Annotated in this window: 16 protein-coding genes; 7 read left to right on the top strand and 9 right to left on the bottom strand. The window is 37.3% G+C overall.

Annotated elements, in window-relative coordinates; all coding sequences use genetic code 11:
* Positions 1-38 precede the first annotated feature (38 nt).
* Together BZK16_RS10280 and BZK16_RS10275 are read left to right on the top strand one after the other, a co-directional pair.
* Positions 39-395 (top strand): 5-carboxymethyl-2-hydroxymuconate Delta-isomerase, encoded by a 357-nt coding sequence (locus BZK16_RS10280; RefSeq protein ID WP_077928800.1) that lies wholly within the window; start codon positions 39-41, stop codon positions 393-395.
* A gap of 55 nt (positions 396-450) precedes the next feature.
* The gene (locus BZK16_RS10275; RefSeq protein WP_077928799.1) at positions 451-978 is read left to right on the top strand and encodes a GNAT family N-acetyltransferase; all 528 of its coding nucleotides are present in this window, start codon (positions 451-453) and stop codon (positions 976-978) included.
* A gap of 47 nt (positions 979-1025) precedes the next feature.
* On the opposite strand, the gene BZK16_RS10270 is transcribed toward BZK16_RS10275, so the two are convergent.
* Entirely contained in the window at positions 1026-2279 is a 1254-nt protein-coding gene (locus BZK16_RS10270) for a D-amino acid dehydrogenase (protein ID WP_077928798.1), read from the bottom strand.
* Positions 2280-2518: 239 nt separating this feature from the next.
* On the opposite strand from BZK16_RS10270, the gene grxB reads away from it, so the two are divergent.
* On the top strand, positions 2519-3169 hold the full coding sequence (gene grxB, locus BZK16_RS10265) for a glutaredoxin 2 (RefSeq protein WP_077928797.1): 651 nt from the start codon (positions 2519-2521) through the stop codon (positions 3167-3169).
* A gap of 133 nt (positions 3170-3302) precedes the next feature.
* The gene (locus tag BZK16_RS10260) at positions 3303-4517 is read left to right on the top strand and encodes an amino acid permease (RefSeq protein WP_077928796.1); all 1215 of its coding nucleotides are present in this window, start codon (positions 3303-3305) and stop codon (positions 4515-4517) included.
* A 67-nt stretch (positions 4518-4584) separates the two neighbouring features.
* Here BZK16_RS10260 and BZK16_RS10255 read toward each other — a convergent pair whose 3' ends face one another.
* The 4 genes from BZK16_RS10255 to metC form a co-directional block, all read right to left on the bottom strand.
* Complete coding sequence (locus BZK16_RS10255) at positions 4585-4788, bottom strand: hypothetical protein (protein ID WP_077928795.1); 204 nt, start codon at positions 4786-4788, stop codon at positions 4585-4587.
* 81 nt (positions 4789-4869) lie between these two features.
* On the bottom strand, positions 4870-5040 hold the full coding sequence (locus BZK16_RS14290) for a hypothetical protein (protein ID WP_158076845.1): 171 nt from the start codon (positions 5038-5040) through the stop codon (positions 4870-4872).
* A 135-nt stretch (positions 5041-5175) separates the two neighbouring features.
* On the bottom strand, positions 5176-5493 hold the full coding sequence (locus tag BZK16_RS10250; protein WP_077928794.1) for a DMT family transporter: 318 nt from the start codon (positions 5491-5493) through the stop codon (positions 5176-5178).
* Between the two features lie 113 nt (positions 5494-5606).
* The gene (metC, locus tag BZK16_RS10245; protein ID WP_077928793.1) at positions 5607-6782 is read right to left on the bottom strand and encodes a cystathionine beta-lyase; all 1176 of its coding nucleotides are present in this window, start codon (positions 6780-6782) and stop codon (positions 5607-5609) included.
* Between the two features lie 201 nt (positions 6783-6983).
* Here metC and guaA point away from each other — a divergent pair, with 201 nt between their 5' ends.
* Both guaA and BZK16_RS10235 read left to right on the top strand, forming a co-directional pair.
* Positions 6984-8513: a glutamine-hydrolyzing GMP synthase gene (gene guaA / locus BZK16_RS10240; RefSeq protein WP_077928792.1), complete on the top strand. Its 1530-nt coding sequence runs from the start codon at positions 6984-6986 to the stop codon at positions 8511-8513.
* 86 nt (positions 8514-8599) lie between these two features.
* Positions 8600-8785, top strand: coding sequence for a hypothetical protein (locus BZK16_RS10235; protein WP_077928791.1), 186 nt, complete (start codon positions 8600-8602; stop codon positions 8783-8785).
* Between the two features lie 3 nt (positions 8786-8788).
* Here the strand turns inward: BZK16_RS10235 and BZK16_RS10230 are convergent, their stop codons facing one another.
* A complete protein-coding gene (locus BZK16_RS10230) occupies positions 8789-9478 on the bottom strand; it encodes a murein L,D-transpeptidase catalytic domain-containing protein (RefSeq protein WP_077928790.1) in 690 nt (229 codons plus the stop codon).
* Positions 9475-11139: a DNA repair protein RecN gene (gene recN / locus BZK16_RS10225; RefSeq protein WP_077928789.1), complete on the bottom strand. Its 1665-nt coding sequence runs from the start codon at positions 11137-11139 to the stop codon at positions 9475-9477. The genes BZK16_RS10230 and recN overlap by 4 nt, the downstream gene beginning before the upstream one ends.
* Positions 11140-11280: 141 nt before the next feature.
* On the opposite strand from recN, the gene BZK16_RS10220 reads away from it, so the two are divergent.
* The gene (locus BZK16_RS10220) at positions 11281-12897 is read left to right on the top strand and encodes a nitrilase-related carbon-nitrogen hydrolase (RefSeq protein ID WP_077928788.1); all 1617 of its coding nucleotides are present in this window, start codon (positions 11281-11283) and stop codon (positions 12895-12897) included.
* Between the two features lie 67 nt (positions 12898-12964).
* Here BZK16_RS10220 and BZK16_RS10215 read toward each other — a convergent pair whose 3' ends face one another.
* Positions 12965-13582 (bottom strand): Bax inhibitor-1 family protein, encoded by a 618-nt coding sequence (locus BZK16_RS10215; protein ID WP_233145274.1) that lies wholly within the window; start codon positions 13580-13582, stop codon positions 12965-12967.
* A 22-nt stretch (positions 13583-13604) separates the two neighbouring features.
* Positions 13605-13943 (bottom strand): Bax inhibitor-1 family protein, encoded by a 339-nt coding sequence (locus BZK16_RS10210; protein WP_077928786.1) that lies wholly within the window; start codon positions 13941-13943, stop codon positions 13605-13607.
* Between the last annotated feature and the right edge of the window lie 19 nt (positions 13944-13962).

Here is a 13962-nt window from a genome sequence, read left to right as displayed (position 1 = left end):
GACGATAATTGGGGCCTTTATTTTTTGAGGGAAATAAAATGCCACATGTAATTATTGAATGTTCAGAAAAAGATTTAGTTAAAGATTGTGATCAACTTCTATTAAGCGTGAATCAAGCTTTATTGGATACAAAAGAGTTCGTTGCAGCGGATATTAAAAGCCGTTGCTATGTGCCAGATTATGTTTTATCGGGTTTAGATAAATCAGAAGATGCTTTCATTTCTATCTGCTTAAAAATCATGCCTAGGCGAAATGATGCTGTACAAAAAGATATGGCAGAACGAATTTTAGCCGCTGTAAAAGCTGAGCTTACCAACAATGGTGGTAAGAATGTTCAGATCATGGTGGAAGTGACAGAATTAAACGCGAAGCAATACCATAAGATTACTGTGTAATTATTCATTAAGCTGTATATGATGTTATGTATTCTAAGCATAAGAGAAAAATAACATGGAAGAGTTAATCATTAATAAAGTGCAGTTGAATGATATTAGCCAGCTACAAGAAATTGGTAGGCAAACGTTTTATTCAACTTTTGTGGATACATGTTCAGCTGAAGATATGACTCAATATTTGGAAGAAGGCTTTTCTATGGAGAAGCTCACTGCTGAATTGAATGATCAAAATTCTGAGATTTATTTTGCTGTATTGGGTGGCAATGTTGTTGGTTATTTAAAACTTAATTTTGGTAGATCTCAAACTGAGCTTCAAGATAATCAAGCAATGGAAATTGAAAGGATCTATGTGTTAGAAGCTTTTCAAGGAAAAAAGATTGGGTTAGCGCTTTATAATATGGCGCTACAAATAGCCATTGAACGAGCAATGCAATATATATGGTTAGGCGTTTGGGAAAATAATATGAAAGCGTTGAGCTTTTATCAAAAGCAGGGCTTTATCAAGTTCGATCAACATATTTTTAAAGTTGGCAATGATGAACAAATTGATCTATTAATGAAATTAGAATTACCTAAAAACTGAAAAAGCTCCCGAAAGGGAGCTTTTTAGTATTTTAAATATTACTCAGCTTATTTATAACGAGAAATATCTAAACCTTCTGTATCAATTTCTGGCTTATTACCTGCGATGATGTCAGACAAGTAAGCACCTGAACCACAGGATTGTGTCCAGCCTAATGTGCCGTGACCAGCATTGATGAAGAAGTTTGTATAATCTGTGCCACCGATGATTGGTGTGCTGTCTGGCGTTTTAGGGCGTAAGCCAGTCCAGAATTCAGCTTTAGGTAAATCACCGCCACCAGGATAAAGATCATTCGTTACGAATTCTAATGTCTTACGGCGCTTAGGATTCAATGTTAAGTTATAACCTGAAATCTCAGCCATACCGCCGATACGAATACGATTATCAAAACGCGTGATCGCAATTTTGTATGTTTCATCCAAAATTGTTGATGTAGGCGCGGATGATTCATCAATGATTGGTGCAGTTAATGAGTAACCTTTCAATGGATAGATCGGTGCTTTGATACCGATTTTCTTCAATAAGAATGGTGTATAAGTACCCAAGCAATCCACAAAAATGTCAGCAGTGTGAACAACGCCATTAGCTTTAATACCAGTCACTTTATTGTGTTCAACTAAGATATCTTCGATGTTTTGACCGTATTTGAACTCAACGCCCATGTTCATTGCAATTTCAGCCAAGCGATTTGTAAACAAGAAGCAATCACCAGTTTCATCGCCAGGTAAACGTAAGCCACCCGCCAATTTATGAACAGATTCTTTCAAACCTGGCTCAACTTTTAAAATGCCATCTTGATCCAATACTTCATAAGGTACATTGAATTTTTCTAAGATTTCAATGTCAGCTTTAATGCCTTCCATTTGCTTAGCTGTTCTCAATACTTGAGTTGTACCTAATGATCTATTTTCATAATAGATGCCAGTATCTTTTCTCAATTGAACTAAACAGTCACGGCTATATTCAGACAAACGAACCAAACGTGATTTATTCACTGTGTATTTGCTACTTGTACAGTTTAAAAACATGTTCCACATAAACTTATACTGATTTAAATCAGCAGTTGGTCTAATTGCCAATGGTGCATGTTCTTCCAACATCCATTTGATTGCTTTCAATGGAATGCCCGGTGCTGCCCATGGTGATGCATAACCTGGGGAAATTTGTCCAGCGTTGCCGTAGCTTGTATCTAATGCAGGGCCTTCATGACGTTCGAATACAGTCACTTTGTAGCCTTTTTTGGCAAGATAATAAGCTTGCGTTGTCCCAACGACACCAGCACCTAAAATGATGATGTTCATGAATCCTCCTAAAAATTTTTAAACTGATTTAGCAATGAAAGCGTGCACTACTATACAGGAGATCGAGCGGTAGAATGTAGTTGTTTTGGAGTATTTCTTGCATCTTAATTGCTATAAAGTGAAATTTGATAAAAACGTAGGCACTTAAGTTACTGTGATTGGGCTAAATGTAAGATTGTAGTCTGCACATGAGTTTGTTATCTTGGTTGTTTCCTTGAATAAAAATTAGGAGCAAAATCATGCGTTTATTTGTTTTTGACCATTGTCCATTTTGTGTGCGAGCTTTGCTAGCAGTTGGTTTAAAATCATTACCTGTTGAAATCTCTTATATTTTGGAAGATGACATAGAAACACCAACAAAAATGATCGGCAAGCAGATGGTGCCAATTTTAGAATATGAAGCAGGAAAATTCATGCCAGAGAGTTTGGATATTGTAAAATATCTTGATACTAATTTTGGTGATGCAATCTTTACAGAAACACAGAATCCTAAAGTTGCCACTTGGATTGATGATAACTTTGGCAGAGTGAATGAATATGTGATGCCTCGTTTTGCAGAAATGAACTTTCCAGAGTTTGAAACAGCAAGTGCACGCAATCTGTACATCACTCGCCATGAAGAGCGCATTGGGCAATCTTTTGCAGAGCTTTTGGCAAAATCTGCCGATTATAAAGCTGCAATGGAAACAGAGTTAGAGAAACTTGCAGAATTTGTGGATTTAGCGCGTGTTCAAGATCAAAAATATTCACTCGATGATATTATTCTGTTCCCATTATTAAGAGCTTTAACCTGCGTGAAAGGCTTAGAATTCCCGAAAGCAGTGACGGAATATACAGAAATCTTGGCAAAACAGGGCAATGTTCCACTTTTTTATGATCAAGCTTGTTAAAAATCAATCAATAGGGTTCAATTTGAGTTATGCTATTGCCCGTTATTGTTTTTAATCAAAATGTTGAAATCAATGGCCGATTTAATCCAGTGGATGAATCGGTTTTTTTGATTGATTGGGTAAGGTTACATTTATGAAGAATAAGGTTTTAGGCAGTACCTTGATTATTGCAGGTACAGCGGTTGGTGCAGGGATGTTGGCGATGCCATTAACATCAGCACAAATGGGTTTTGGATTGACGTTTGTATTGCTCACATTGTTGTGGATTTTGTTAACGTTTACAGCCGTTTTATATGCAGAAGTGCATCAATACAATAAAAATGATGCAGGAATTGCGAGCCTAGCAGAACAATATTTTGGTTCCGCAGGGCGATTATTTGTGAATTTCATATTGCTATTTTTTATGTATGCAGTATTAACGGCGTATGTGACAGGTAGTGGCAATCTTTTATTGGGCATTTTGCCAACTTTTGAAAACCCAGAAATGGTGCAAAAAATCATGTCCTTGATTTTTGCCATTGGTTTAGGCGCTGTGATCACAGTGGGAATTTCTGTTGCGGATGTTGCCAACCGAATCTCTTTTGGTTTAAAAGTTCTGATTTTTGTGGTAATTTTGGCTGTATTGTTGAATAAGGTTTCATTCGCAAACTTACAAGCAACACCAACAAATAACCTCTTACTATTTTCTGCGATGCCAGTATTTTTCATGACATTTGGTTTTCATATCTGTACGCCAACCATCAACGAATATTTAGAAGGTGATAACCGTAAAGTTAAATTGTCTTGTATCTTGGGGGCAACAGGCATTTTCATCATCTATGTTGTGTGGCAGTTTGCAACGCATGGTGTTTTGAATCAAACAGTGTTGATTGATGTATTGAATAAAGATCCTAGTTTAAATGGCTTGATTGAAGCATTTAAAGTGACAACAGGCAGTACGATGATCAGTGAAATGGTTCGTGTGTTCTCATTGTTAGCATTGATTACATCTTATATTGGCGTTGCGTTAGGTTTATCAAGTGCGGTGAAAGATTTATTGATGCACTTTAATTTGCGTCATGATCGCATTACGATCGGTTTAATCACATTTGTACCGCCAATTATTGTGGGCTTCACTTATCCGCAAATCTTCTTAAGTGCATTCGCATTTGCAGGGATTATTTTCGCATTCATTGGCGTGTTTTTGCCTGTTGCATTGGCTTATAAATCACGCAAAGTTTATCCAAAAGGTGAACATACGCGTGGTGGTAATTTGTCATTAATTTTGGCAGTGATCTTTGCCATTGTAATTGTGATCGCTTATATCCTAACGACATTTGTTAAGGTTTTACCATCAGTTGTGGGATAATCTTAAATGCTATAGATACAAAAAAGCCTCAGATTCCTGAGGCTTTTTTATTGTATTTTGATTAAGTTTAATCAGCGCGACCTAATTCAAAAGTATTAATCACAAGATTGCCATTGTCGACTGTGAAGTTGAGGGATAAAGCTTCATGATCCTCATAAGGTTCATCGTCGGCATCTTTAAAAGTTGCATCAAAAATCAGATAAGCCCAACCAACTTGATTGGCTTCATCGGTCATTTTTTCCACGGATGAATTTGTGGCATCGTATGTCATAGAAATGATGCCTGAAGTTTGAACCCATTGATCAATGTCGTAAGTAAAATCTTTTTCCGTGTGATAGCCTTTGTATTGCGGTTACATTAAATGATAAGCATCCACATAGTTTTTCATGCTGATGTTATGCCCAAATGAATTGGCAAGATTTTGAATGGCACTCAATTCTATCGTTGACTTTTTGTTATCTGGTGAACAGCCTGCAAGCACAAATAGGATTAAACTGAATGTGAGTAAATATAGTTTCTTCATAAGGCTCCAAGATTATCTTTGTTGTATGTTTATGGATGATAATATTTAATTCAAATTACTTCAGAAAAAGAAAAGCCTCATGGAATTCTCTAGAATATTCGCATGAGGCTTGAAGTTGATAGGTCTTAATAAAAATTAAGATGCCATTTTCATTAAGATTAATCCGCTGAAAATAAGTGTTGCAGCCAAAATTCTTAAGAAAGTCATTGGCTCACCTAATGTAATGATGCCCACCACAAATGCGCCGATTGCACCAATGCCAGTCCAAATCATATAAGCAGTGCCGAGCGGTAATGATTTCATCGCAAATGCCAATAAGCCAAAACTGACGATCATAGCAACGATAGTGATGGAAGAATAATAGAGAGAAGTGAAACCATTAGAGAGCTTCATTGTGTAAGCCCAAACAACTTCAAATAAACCTGCAACTAAAAGAGCAACCCATGCAAACATAACAATTTTCCTTATGTTGAATCTAGGTCGTCCCAGTTGAAAAGCTTTAAGATAGCAGATGGGTCGTCCCATCTGCCGAATAATATAAATAAAAGATTAGGTTAGGTCAAATTTTATTGATGTAAGCGATCAAAGCCTGCACGTAAATCAGCTTTCAGATCTTCTACACCTTCTAAGCCAATTTGTAGGCGAAGTGCTAAGCCATTTGGATTCCAAACAGTTGCTGTACGATAGCTTCGACAATCAAATGGTGTGATTAAACTTTCAAATCCACCCCATGAAAAGCCCATAGAGAATAGTTGCATGTGATCTAACATATTGGCTAATTTAGAGCGTTCAATTTCTGGTTTGAGAATAATGGAGAATAAGCCTGAGCTACCTGTGAAATCACGTTTCCAAATTTCATGGCCAGAGCAATCAGGCAGAGCAGGGTGCAATACTTTGGCAACTTCTGGCTGGGTTTGAAGCCATTTAGCAATACCCAATGCGCGTTGTTCAGCTTCTTTTAAACGAATGTGTAATGTGCGTAAGCCACGAAGTGCCAAGAAGCAATCTTCAGCGCCTGGTAACATGGCAAACAGATCATAAGTAGCCCGCAATGGTTTCCACCATTTTTCATTCGCTGAAATCATGCCAAGCAATAAGTCAGAATGCCCGCCTAAATATTTTGTGCCTGCTTCAATAGAGAGATCACAGCCATGTTTATGTGCATCGAAGAATAATGGCGTTGCCCAAGTGTTATCAATGATCGTTGCAATGTTATGTTCTTTCGCAATTTTGGTTAATGCAGGAATGTCTTGCACTTCGAAGGTTTGAGAACCAGGAGATTCTAAGAATAATACTGTTGTATTGTTTTTAATTAATGAGCGGATGTTTTCACCAATCATAGGATCATAGTATGTGGTTTCCACATTCATTCTCTTTAAGAATTGATCGCAGAATGTACGACTTGGTGAATAGACTGAATCAGGCATCAATAAATGATCGCCTGCTTTTAATGTGGTTAATAAAGCTAATGCGACTGAGCCTAAACCTGATGGTGATAATACTGTGCCAGCACCACCTGTTAATGTTGTCCAGGCTGTTTCTAAATCACGAATGGTTGGTGTGCCAGCTGTGCCGTAAGTAAAAGTAGAGCGGCGATGATCTAAATCATCCAATGTTGGATAAACTACTGTGGAACCACGATAAACAGGACCATTCACAAAACCCATCTGTTTAGAAGGATCGCGACCCAATTGTGAGAGTTGTGTTTCTGTTGAAAAGCCATTGTTTTTATTGTGATTCATAGAAATCTCCAAAAGATGATGTGAGCGATCTTCACTATAGCAAAATTATATCTCGATATGTATAGATGAAATAAAACATATATGAATTAAATGTTATTAGTGATTACGCAGGATTTTAGTCAAAATATCTATAAGATATACGCATTTTGTAATATAATGTCCGCTTTGCAGTTACATAGAAGAGATATATAAGGAAATACGATGGAAAATATAGTCGTTTTAGATTTTGGTAGCCAATACAATCAGTTGATCGCGCGTCGCATTCGTGAAATTGGTGTTTTTTCCGAATTGATTCCTCATACAACGACTGCAGCAGAAATTCAAAAATTAGCACCTAAAGGCATAATTTTATCTGGTGGCCCAAATAGTGTTTATGCAGACAATGCTTTCAAAATTGATATGGAAATTTTCAATTTAGGTATTCCTGTATTAGGTATTTGCTATGGTATGCAGTTAATGTCTCACTCTTTAGGTGGTAAAGTTTCTAAAGCTGATCATAGTGAATATGGTAAAGCAGTATTGAAACATACAGTTAAAGATGTATTGTTATTACAAGGCTTGCCTGAAGAACACACTGTTTGGATGAGCCACGGCGATTTAGTAACAGAAATTCCAGCAGGTTTTGAAGTGATCGCAACAAGTAGCGATTGCCCAATTGCTGCGATGGAAAATAAAGATAAAAAATGGTTTGGCGTTCAGTTCCATCCAGAAGTACAACATTCTGAAAGAGGTTTCGACTTATTGAAGAACTTCACATTGAATGTATGCCAATGCGCTGGTGATTGGAAAATGGAAAACTTCATTGACCAACAAGTGAAAGCAATCCGCGAGCAAGTGGGTGATAAAAAAGTATTGCTAGCATTATCTGGCGGTGTGGATTCAAGCGTTGTGGGCGTATTGTTGCAAAAAGCAATTGGCTCGCAATTAACATGTGTATTCGTGGATCACGGTATGCTTCGTAAAAATGAAGCAGAAGAAGTGATGAATAATTTAAGCGGTAAATTTGGCTTAAACATCATTAAAGTAGATGCAAAAGAACGTTTCTTGACGAAATTGGCAGGTGTTTCTGATCCTGAGCAAAAGCGTAAAATCATTGGTAATGAATTCATTTATCTATTTGATGAAGAATCAGAAAAATTAAAAGATATCGATTTCTTAGCACAAGGCACTTTGTATACAGATATCATTGAATCTGGTACTGCAACAGCACAAACAATCAAATCTCACCACAATGTGGGTGGTTTGCCTGAAGATATGAAATTCAAATTAATCGAGCCTGTGAATACTTTATTTAAAGATGAAGTACGTTTATTGGGTGAAGAATTAGGTATGCCTGCACATTTAGTATGGCGCCAACCATTCCCAGGTCCAGGTTTAGCAATCCGTATTTTGGGTGACATCACAGAAGAGAAATTAGAAATCGTACGTGATAGTGATTTGATTCTACGTGAAGAGATTGCGAAAGCAGGTTTGGATCGTGATATTTGGCAGTATTTCACAGTATTAACAGGGTTGAAAAGTGTTGGCGTAATGGGTGATACTCGTACTTACGATTACACATTAGCAATTCGTGCGATCACTTCTGTAGACGGTATGACAGCTGATTTTGCTCGCATTCCATGGGATATTTTGCAGAAGATCTCAGTGCGTTTGGTGAATGAAGTAAAACATGTTAACCGTATTGTTTATGATATTACGAGCAAGCCACCAGCAACAGTTGAGTGGGAATAAATTCATGAGCTGATGGCTCATAAGTAACAGTAAAACCATTGGTTTGTGGATGCTTGCCAATGGTTTTTTTATTAAGGAGAGTTGTTATGTGGTTGTATTATGTCATTGGCGCAATTGCTGCGATTGTGTATGGTTTTTTAGCTGTTACTGCTGTGAAGCAAGGTGGGAAATATTCAGTTGAGCGCGGTAGCTCATACAAAAAAGGTATGATTTTCCCAGCAATCATTATGGCAATTCCACCCATTGCAATTATTGTTGTGCAGTTGCTTTAAGTTTTATTCCAAATAATAAATCCAAAGCAATACAGGTTTTTTCTTAGCCTGTAGAAGCTTATCCATTTTTCGCATAGTTTCATCATCCACAACAGGGCAGCCTTGGCTAAAGCCCATCGGCAAGTAGCTTGGATAAGTTTCTTCATCAGGAATAGATTTATAAGAATGTAGGACTATATAGCGATTAAAAGCATTACTATTAGTGTCTTCTAAGCCATGCATTTTATAATGAATATTGATGCCCCATTTACTATAAGAGCGAGCACCAAGCTTATATTTACCTAAAGAAGAAGCATAGCTATTTGGTTGATTGCTAAAAACAATGTCTTGATTAGTGCTTTCAAAGCCAGTATTGCCATAACCATGAGCAACTAGGCTTTCAATTTCGGGCTTATTCTTTTTAAAATTCCACACAAAAAAGCGATTCTTGCCTGAATGGCGAGAGAAATCGATCAATACAGCGTGATCCAAGTCCATATCATGAGCTTTGGCATATTCATAAGCTTCTTTAGCTCTATTTTCTAGAGAAATCATGCTTTGTTGTGGCTTGGAATCTGAAGGTGATTCTGTGCCACGTTCAAAGTATTTTGTAATAAGCCACAAGCGATCTTTATAGTAAATTGCTGTGCCAATGCCACCTATAATTAAGATCAATAAAACAATATAGATGAACCATTTTAAGAATTTTTTCATGATGAATGACTTGCTGTAAGCATTTCACGTGCATGATTGAAGGTTGCTTCAGTGAGTTTAACGCCACCTAGCATTCTCGCAATTTCCTGCACGCGTTCTTCAGGTGATAATTTTTTGATTTGTGTTTCTGTATGATTTTCTGATTTAGCTTTAGCAACGGCAAAGTGATGATGCCCAAAGCTTGCCACTTGTGGTAAATGTGTCACACAGAACACTTGTCGTCCATCGCTCAATTCTTGTAAATGCTTACCTATCATCTCTGCAACAGCACCACCAACACCAGTATCTACTTCATCGAAAATTAAAGTTGGTAGGGAAGACTTCATGCTGAGAATGACGGAAATGGCTAAGCTAATACGTGCCAATTCACCGCCAGAAGCAACTTTACCGAGTGGATAAAATGGCATGCCAGGATTTGAGCGAACATGAAATTCAACATTCTCTTGCCCATTAGGACCAAAGCCTTTTTCAGGATTCAGGCGAATATCAAAAGCACCTCCAGTCATGGATAAACCTTGCATTGCTTTAGTGATTTGTTCATTCAATAGGATGATAGAAGCTTCCCGTTTTTTCGTAATTTTATCTGCAACTTTCTGCCATTGATCTTGATATTCTTTGAGCTCATTTTCTAAATCTTCAATGGCTTCATCGGATAAAAATTGTGAAGCAATTTCAGTTTCAATGTCTTGTTGTTTAGTTAATAGCTCTTCAGGTTCAACGCGATGTTTTCTTGCTAAATCATTGAGTTCACGCATTCTAGATTCTAGTCGCATCAATGTTTTTTCATCCACTTCAGCACTATCCATACGATTTAAATCATTGGCAACTTCAGAACAGAGAATATCTGCTTCATTGATCATATCTGCATAGCTTTTGAATTTTTCATCGAGCTTTGCAAGGGCAGAAAGCTGTTGCCCAATGCGATTCAATTGAGTTAAAACACCGCGATCATCATTCAAGTAATTGAGGCACTTTTGGATGCCTTCTTGGTATTCTTCTGCATGGCTTGCTTCATTGTGTTGATCCACAATGCTTTCCCATTCGCCTTGTTTCGGGGCGACATTCTTGAATTCTTGCAGTTGGAAATTTAAGAAATCAACACGTTCGCGCATGGAATCATCTTGGTTTTTGAGTTGATTCAACTGCTCCGTGCGTTTACGGATTTCTCTCGCTAATCCTTGTAGTTCTGTTAATTCAGGATCTGTTTCTGTATATTGATCGAGTAGCTCTCGTTGATGACCATCTTTCACAAGTGATTGATGTGCGTGTTGCCCATGAATATCAATGAGTAATTCACCTAAGCTTTTTAATGCATACAATGGCATGGATTGACCATTGATATAGTTTTTTGAACGACCTTCTTTATTGATCACGCGACGAATGATGCATTCGCCATCTTCTGATTCGATGAGTTGTTCTTGCAACCAAGTTTTGGCTTTCGGAATATCAGAAACATCAAAATGTGCCACTAAATTACATTGGCTTTTATCATGACTGATTAAACCATGATCAACTTTGCCGCCAAGAATATAGCTCAAAGCATCCACTGTAATGGATTTACCTGCACCAGTTTCACCACTGATGACAGATAGACCTCGATCAAATTCTAGTGATAAATTTTCAATAATCGCTAAGTTTTCTATGGTTAATTCAACAAGCATGTAAAAATACCTTTGGTTGATCAGTCAAACGCGCTTATTGTAACCAATAATCATATAAATTGGATAATAATTAATACAGAATCTAGGACTTAACGATGCTAAGATAAAAATCACATAGCCTAAAATAAGGAGCTTGAACACATGTATAACCTACAGATTGCATTGGAGCAGGTTAGTAGCACTGGTGGTGATGTTCAGTTAAATACAAAAAGAATTATAGAAACTATTCATAAGGCGCAAAAAAATGGCGCTGAATTAATCGTATTTCCAGAGTTGTGTGTATCTGGTTATGGGGCAGATGATTTCTTTTTAAAAGACCAGTTTCTCGCATCTTGCCAAAAAGCGATCGTAGAAATTGCAAGCCATGCAGGCGCAAGATCCATCGTTTTAGTGGGTTATCCTGAACAAGTGGATGAAGTGCTTTATAGCAGTATTGCCATCATGAAGGATGGTAGAATTATTGGTAATCATCGAAAAACAGTGATTCCTAATGTTGAATTATACGCAGAGCATCGCTACTTTAAAGCAGGCACGCAATCCACTGTATTTGAATTTAAAGGTCTTAAAATTGGGATTGTGGTTTCGGAGGAATTATTTTCTGATACTGCTGTGCCTGATTGTGATCTCCTATGCTGCTGTGCGGCTTTTCCTTGGTCACGTGAGTTAAGTATTGAACGTGAGCAATTCATTCACTCTTTAGCACGAGAAAAGCAAGCACCAATCATTTATGTGAATAATGTGGGAATTTCTAACAGTTTGTTACTGGAAGGTTGTTCGTCTATTACCAATGAAGAAGGGCAAACATTATTGCTATTGAGGCACTTTGAAGAAGATTCAGCAGTCACATCTATGAATCAGCTGAAAGATAAAGAGCATCCTGTTTATTGTAAATCGACCCATTATGTTAAAGAGTTATATTGGGCGGTTAAGTTTGTGATTCAAGAATTCATCCGTAAAACACCACAAAATAAAGCATTGGTTTTGATGGATGGCAGTTTGAATTCTCAAGTGGCTTTATTCATTGCCATGAAAGCTTTGGGGAAAAACCGAGTTTCAGGTTTGTACATTCAATCACGCTTTGATTCTCCCAAACTTAAAGCAGGCATTCAATCATATATGGATGATTTAGGTATTAAATTATTCAGCTGGCAATTGGAGAATGAGCTGATTCATGGTTTCATTAGTCAAGCAGAACATTTGGTGGATGAAAAATGGAAGAAAGATACTCAAGATCGTTTTAAATCATCCATTTTTATATCTGTGGCTGAGTTATTAGGTGCATGGCCATTGGGTTGTATTGATAAAACGCAAGTGGCTTTAGGCATTAAGGATAATATTTCTAGTTTTGCATTGACTGAATTTATGCCATTGATGGATATTTATCACACGAGTTTAGTGCAATTGGCGAATTACATTAACATATCCAATCAAACTGATATTTTTCCGAATGAATTATTGGAAGCTTCTGCCACGAAAACGATTAAGAAGAATTTTATTTATGGCGGTAGAGCCACTAAAGTTTCTGACATTGATGAAATTTTAACGCTGTACATTGAGAAGAATCGCTCAGTGAAGCAGATATTGAATGAAGAGTATGATAATGATCTCATTATCTCTGTCATTCGTCGTTTGCATCAAGAGGAATGGTACAGAATCAAATCAGGCTTTAGTCCTAAGTTATCTAATCGATCGTTCCAAAATGATTGGTTATTTCCATCCATTGTGGATTGGGATCAAATTGATATCACAAGTTTATAATCTTGATCAAATAAAAAAGCCAGCAATTCAGCTGGCTTTTTGATGATTGTATCAGGATGAATGACGATTAATCATCACCACCAAAGATTGCTAAGATTCTCAATAAGCTTGTGAAGATATTGTATAAAGAGATATAGATATCTAATGCTAATGAAATGTAGCTATCTTCACCGCCACGAGCAGCCATATTGATGCGGTAAACAATGATCATTGATGAAAAACCAATCACAGCAAATGATACAACTAATGAGATCATTGGCATTTTCAAGAAAAAGTAGTTCAAGATGATCGTTGCCATCAATACAAAGAATAGGATGCCAATATAGCGACCTAAGAAAGAGTAATCTTTGCTTGTGTTGTTACCAACTAATGCTAAGCCTACAAAGATAGCAGCCGTACCAAATACAGCTGTGCTGATTAAGTTCATGCCGTTGCTCATGTTGCCAACCATTGCTAATAATGGTTGTAGCATTAAGCCCATGCCGAATGTAAATACAAACATCAATACAAGGCCAATACTGTTACGACGGTTTTTCTCGATCATGAAGATCAAGCCATAAAATACAACCATTACGCCGATGAAGTATGCAATTGGGCTACTCATTGCAACGCGAAGTAAAAGGTTATCCATTAAGAAACCAACCCAAACGCCAATGGCTGTTGGGATGAGAGATAAACCAACCAATGCATAAGCTTGGCGAATGATCTTATTCGCTGNCCATTGCTAATAATGGTTGTAGCATTAAGCCCATGCCGAATGTAAATACAAACATCAATACAAGGCCAATACTGTTACGACGGTTTTTCTCGATCATGAAGATCAAGCCATAAAATACAACCATTACGCCGATGAAGTATGCAATTGGGCTACTCATTGCAACGCGAAGTAAAAGGTTATCCATTAAGAAACCAACCCAAACGCCAATGGCTGTTGGGATGAGAGATAAACCAACCAATGCATAAGCTTGGCGAATGATCTTATTCGCTGCTAATGCGCTTTCCTGTGTGTGAACCAAGTTATCATCTTGGCCATAATATGAGTTCATAGAACCTCCATTGGAATTA

Source organism: Wohlfahrtiimonas populi, assembly GCF_002006795.1.
Lineage (GTDB): Bacteria > Pseudomonadota > Gammaproteobacteria > Cardiobacteriales > Wohlfahrtiimonadaceae > Wohlfahrtiimonas > Wohlfahrtiimonas populi.
This window is presented reverse-complemented; position numbering and strand designations above follow the sequence as displayed.

Excerpts from the sequence above, each read along its gene's own strand:
- BZK16_RS10280 (WP_077928800.1), top strand. The coding sequence starts at position 39 with ATGCCACATGTAATTATTGAATGTTCAGAAAAAGATTTAGTTAAAGAT.
- BZK16_RS10275 (WP_077928799.1), top strand. The coding sequence starts at position 451 with ATGGAAGAGTTAATCATTAATAAAGTGCAGTTGAATGATATTAGCCAG.
- BZK16_RS10270 (WP_077928798.1), bottom strand. The coding sequence starts at position 2,279 with ATGAACATCATCATTTTAGGTGCTGGTGTCGTTGGGACAACGCAAGCT.
- grxB (WP_077928797.1), top strand. The coding sequence starts at position 2,519 with ATGCGTTTATTTGTTTTTGACCATTGTCCATTTTGTGTGCGAGCTTTG.
- BZK16_RS10260 (WP_077928796.1), top strand. The coding sequence starts at position 3,303 with ATGAAGAATAAGGTTTTAGGCAGTACCTTGATTATTGCAGGTACAGCG.
- BZK16_RS10255 (WP_077928795.1), bottom strand. The coding sequence starts at position 4,788 with ATGACATACGATGCCACAAATTCATCCGTGGAAAAAATGACCGATGAA.
- BZK16_RS14290 (WP_158076845.1), bottom strand. The coding sequence starts at position 5,040 with ATGAAGAAACTATATTTACTCACATTCAGTTTAATCCTATTTGTGCTT.
- BZK16_RS10250 (WP_077928794.1), bottom strand. The coding sequence starts at position 5,493 with ATGTTTGCATGGGTTGCTCTTTTAGTTGCAGGTTTATTTGAAGTTGTT.
- metC (WP_077928793.1), bottom strand. The coding sequence starts at position 6,782 with ATGAATCACAATAAAAACAATGGCTTTTCAACAGAAACACAACTCTCA.
- guaA (WP_077928792.1), top strand. The coding sequence starts at position 6,984 with ATGGAAAATATAGTCGTTTTAGATTTTGGTAGCCAATACAATCAGTTG.
- BZK16_RS10235 (WP_077928791.1), top strand. The coding sequence starts at position 8,600 with ATGTGGTTGTATTATGTCATTGGCGCAATTGCTGCGATTGTGTATGGT.
- BZK16_RS10230 (WP_077928790.1), bottom strand. The coding sequence starts at position 9,478 with ATGAAAAAATTCTTAAAATGGTTCATCTATATTGTTTTATTGATCTTA.
- recN (WP_077928789.1), bottom strand. The coding sequence starts at position 11,139 with ATGCTTGTTGAATTAACCATAGAAAACTTAGCGATTATTGAAAATTTA.
- BZK16_RS10220 (WP_077928788.1), top strand. The coding sequence starts at position 11,281 with ATGTATAACCTACAGATTGCATTGGAGCAGGTTAGTAGCACTGGTGGT.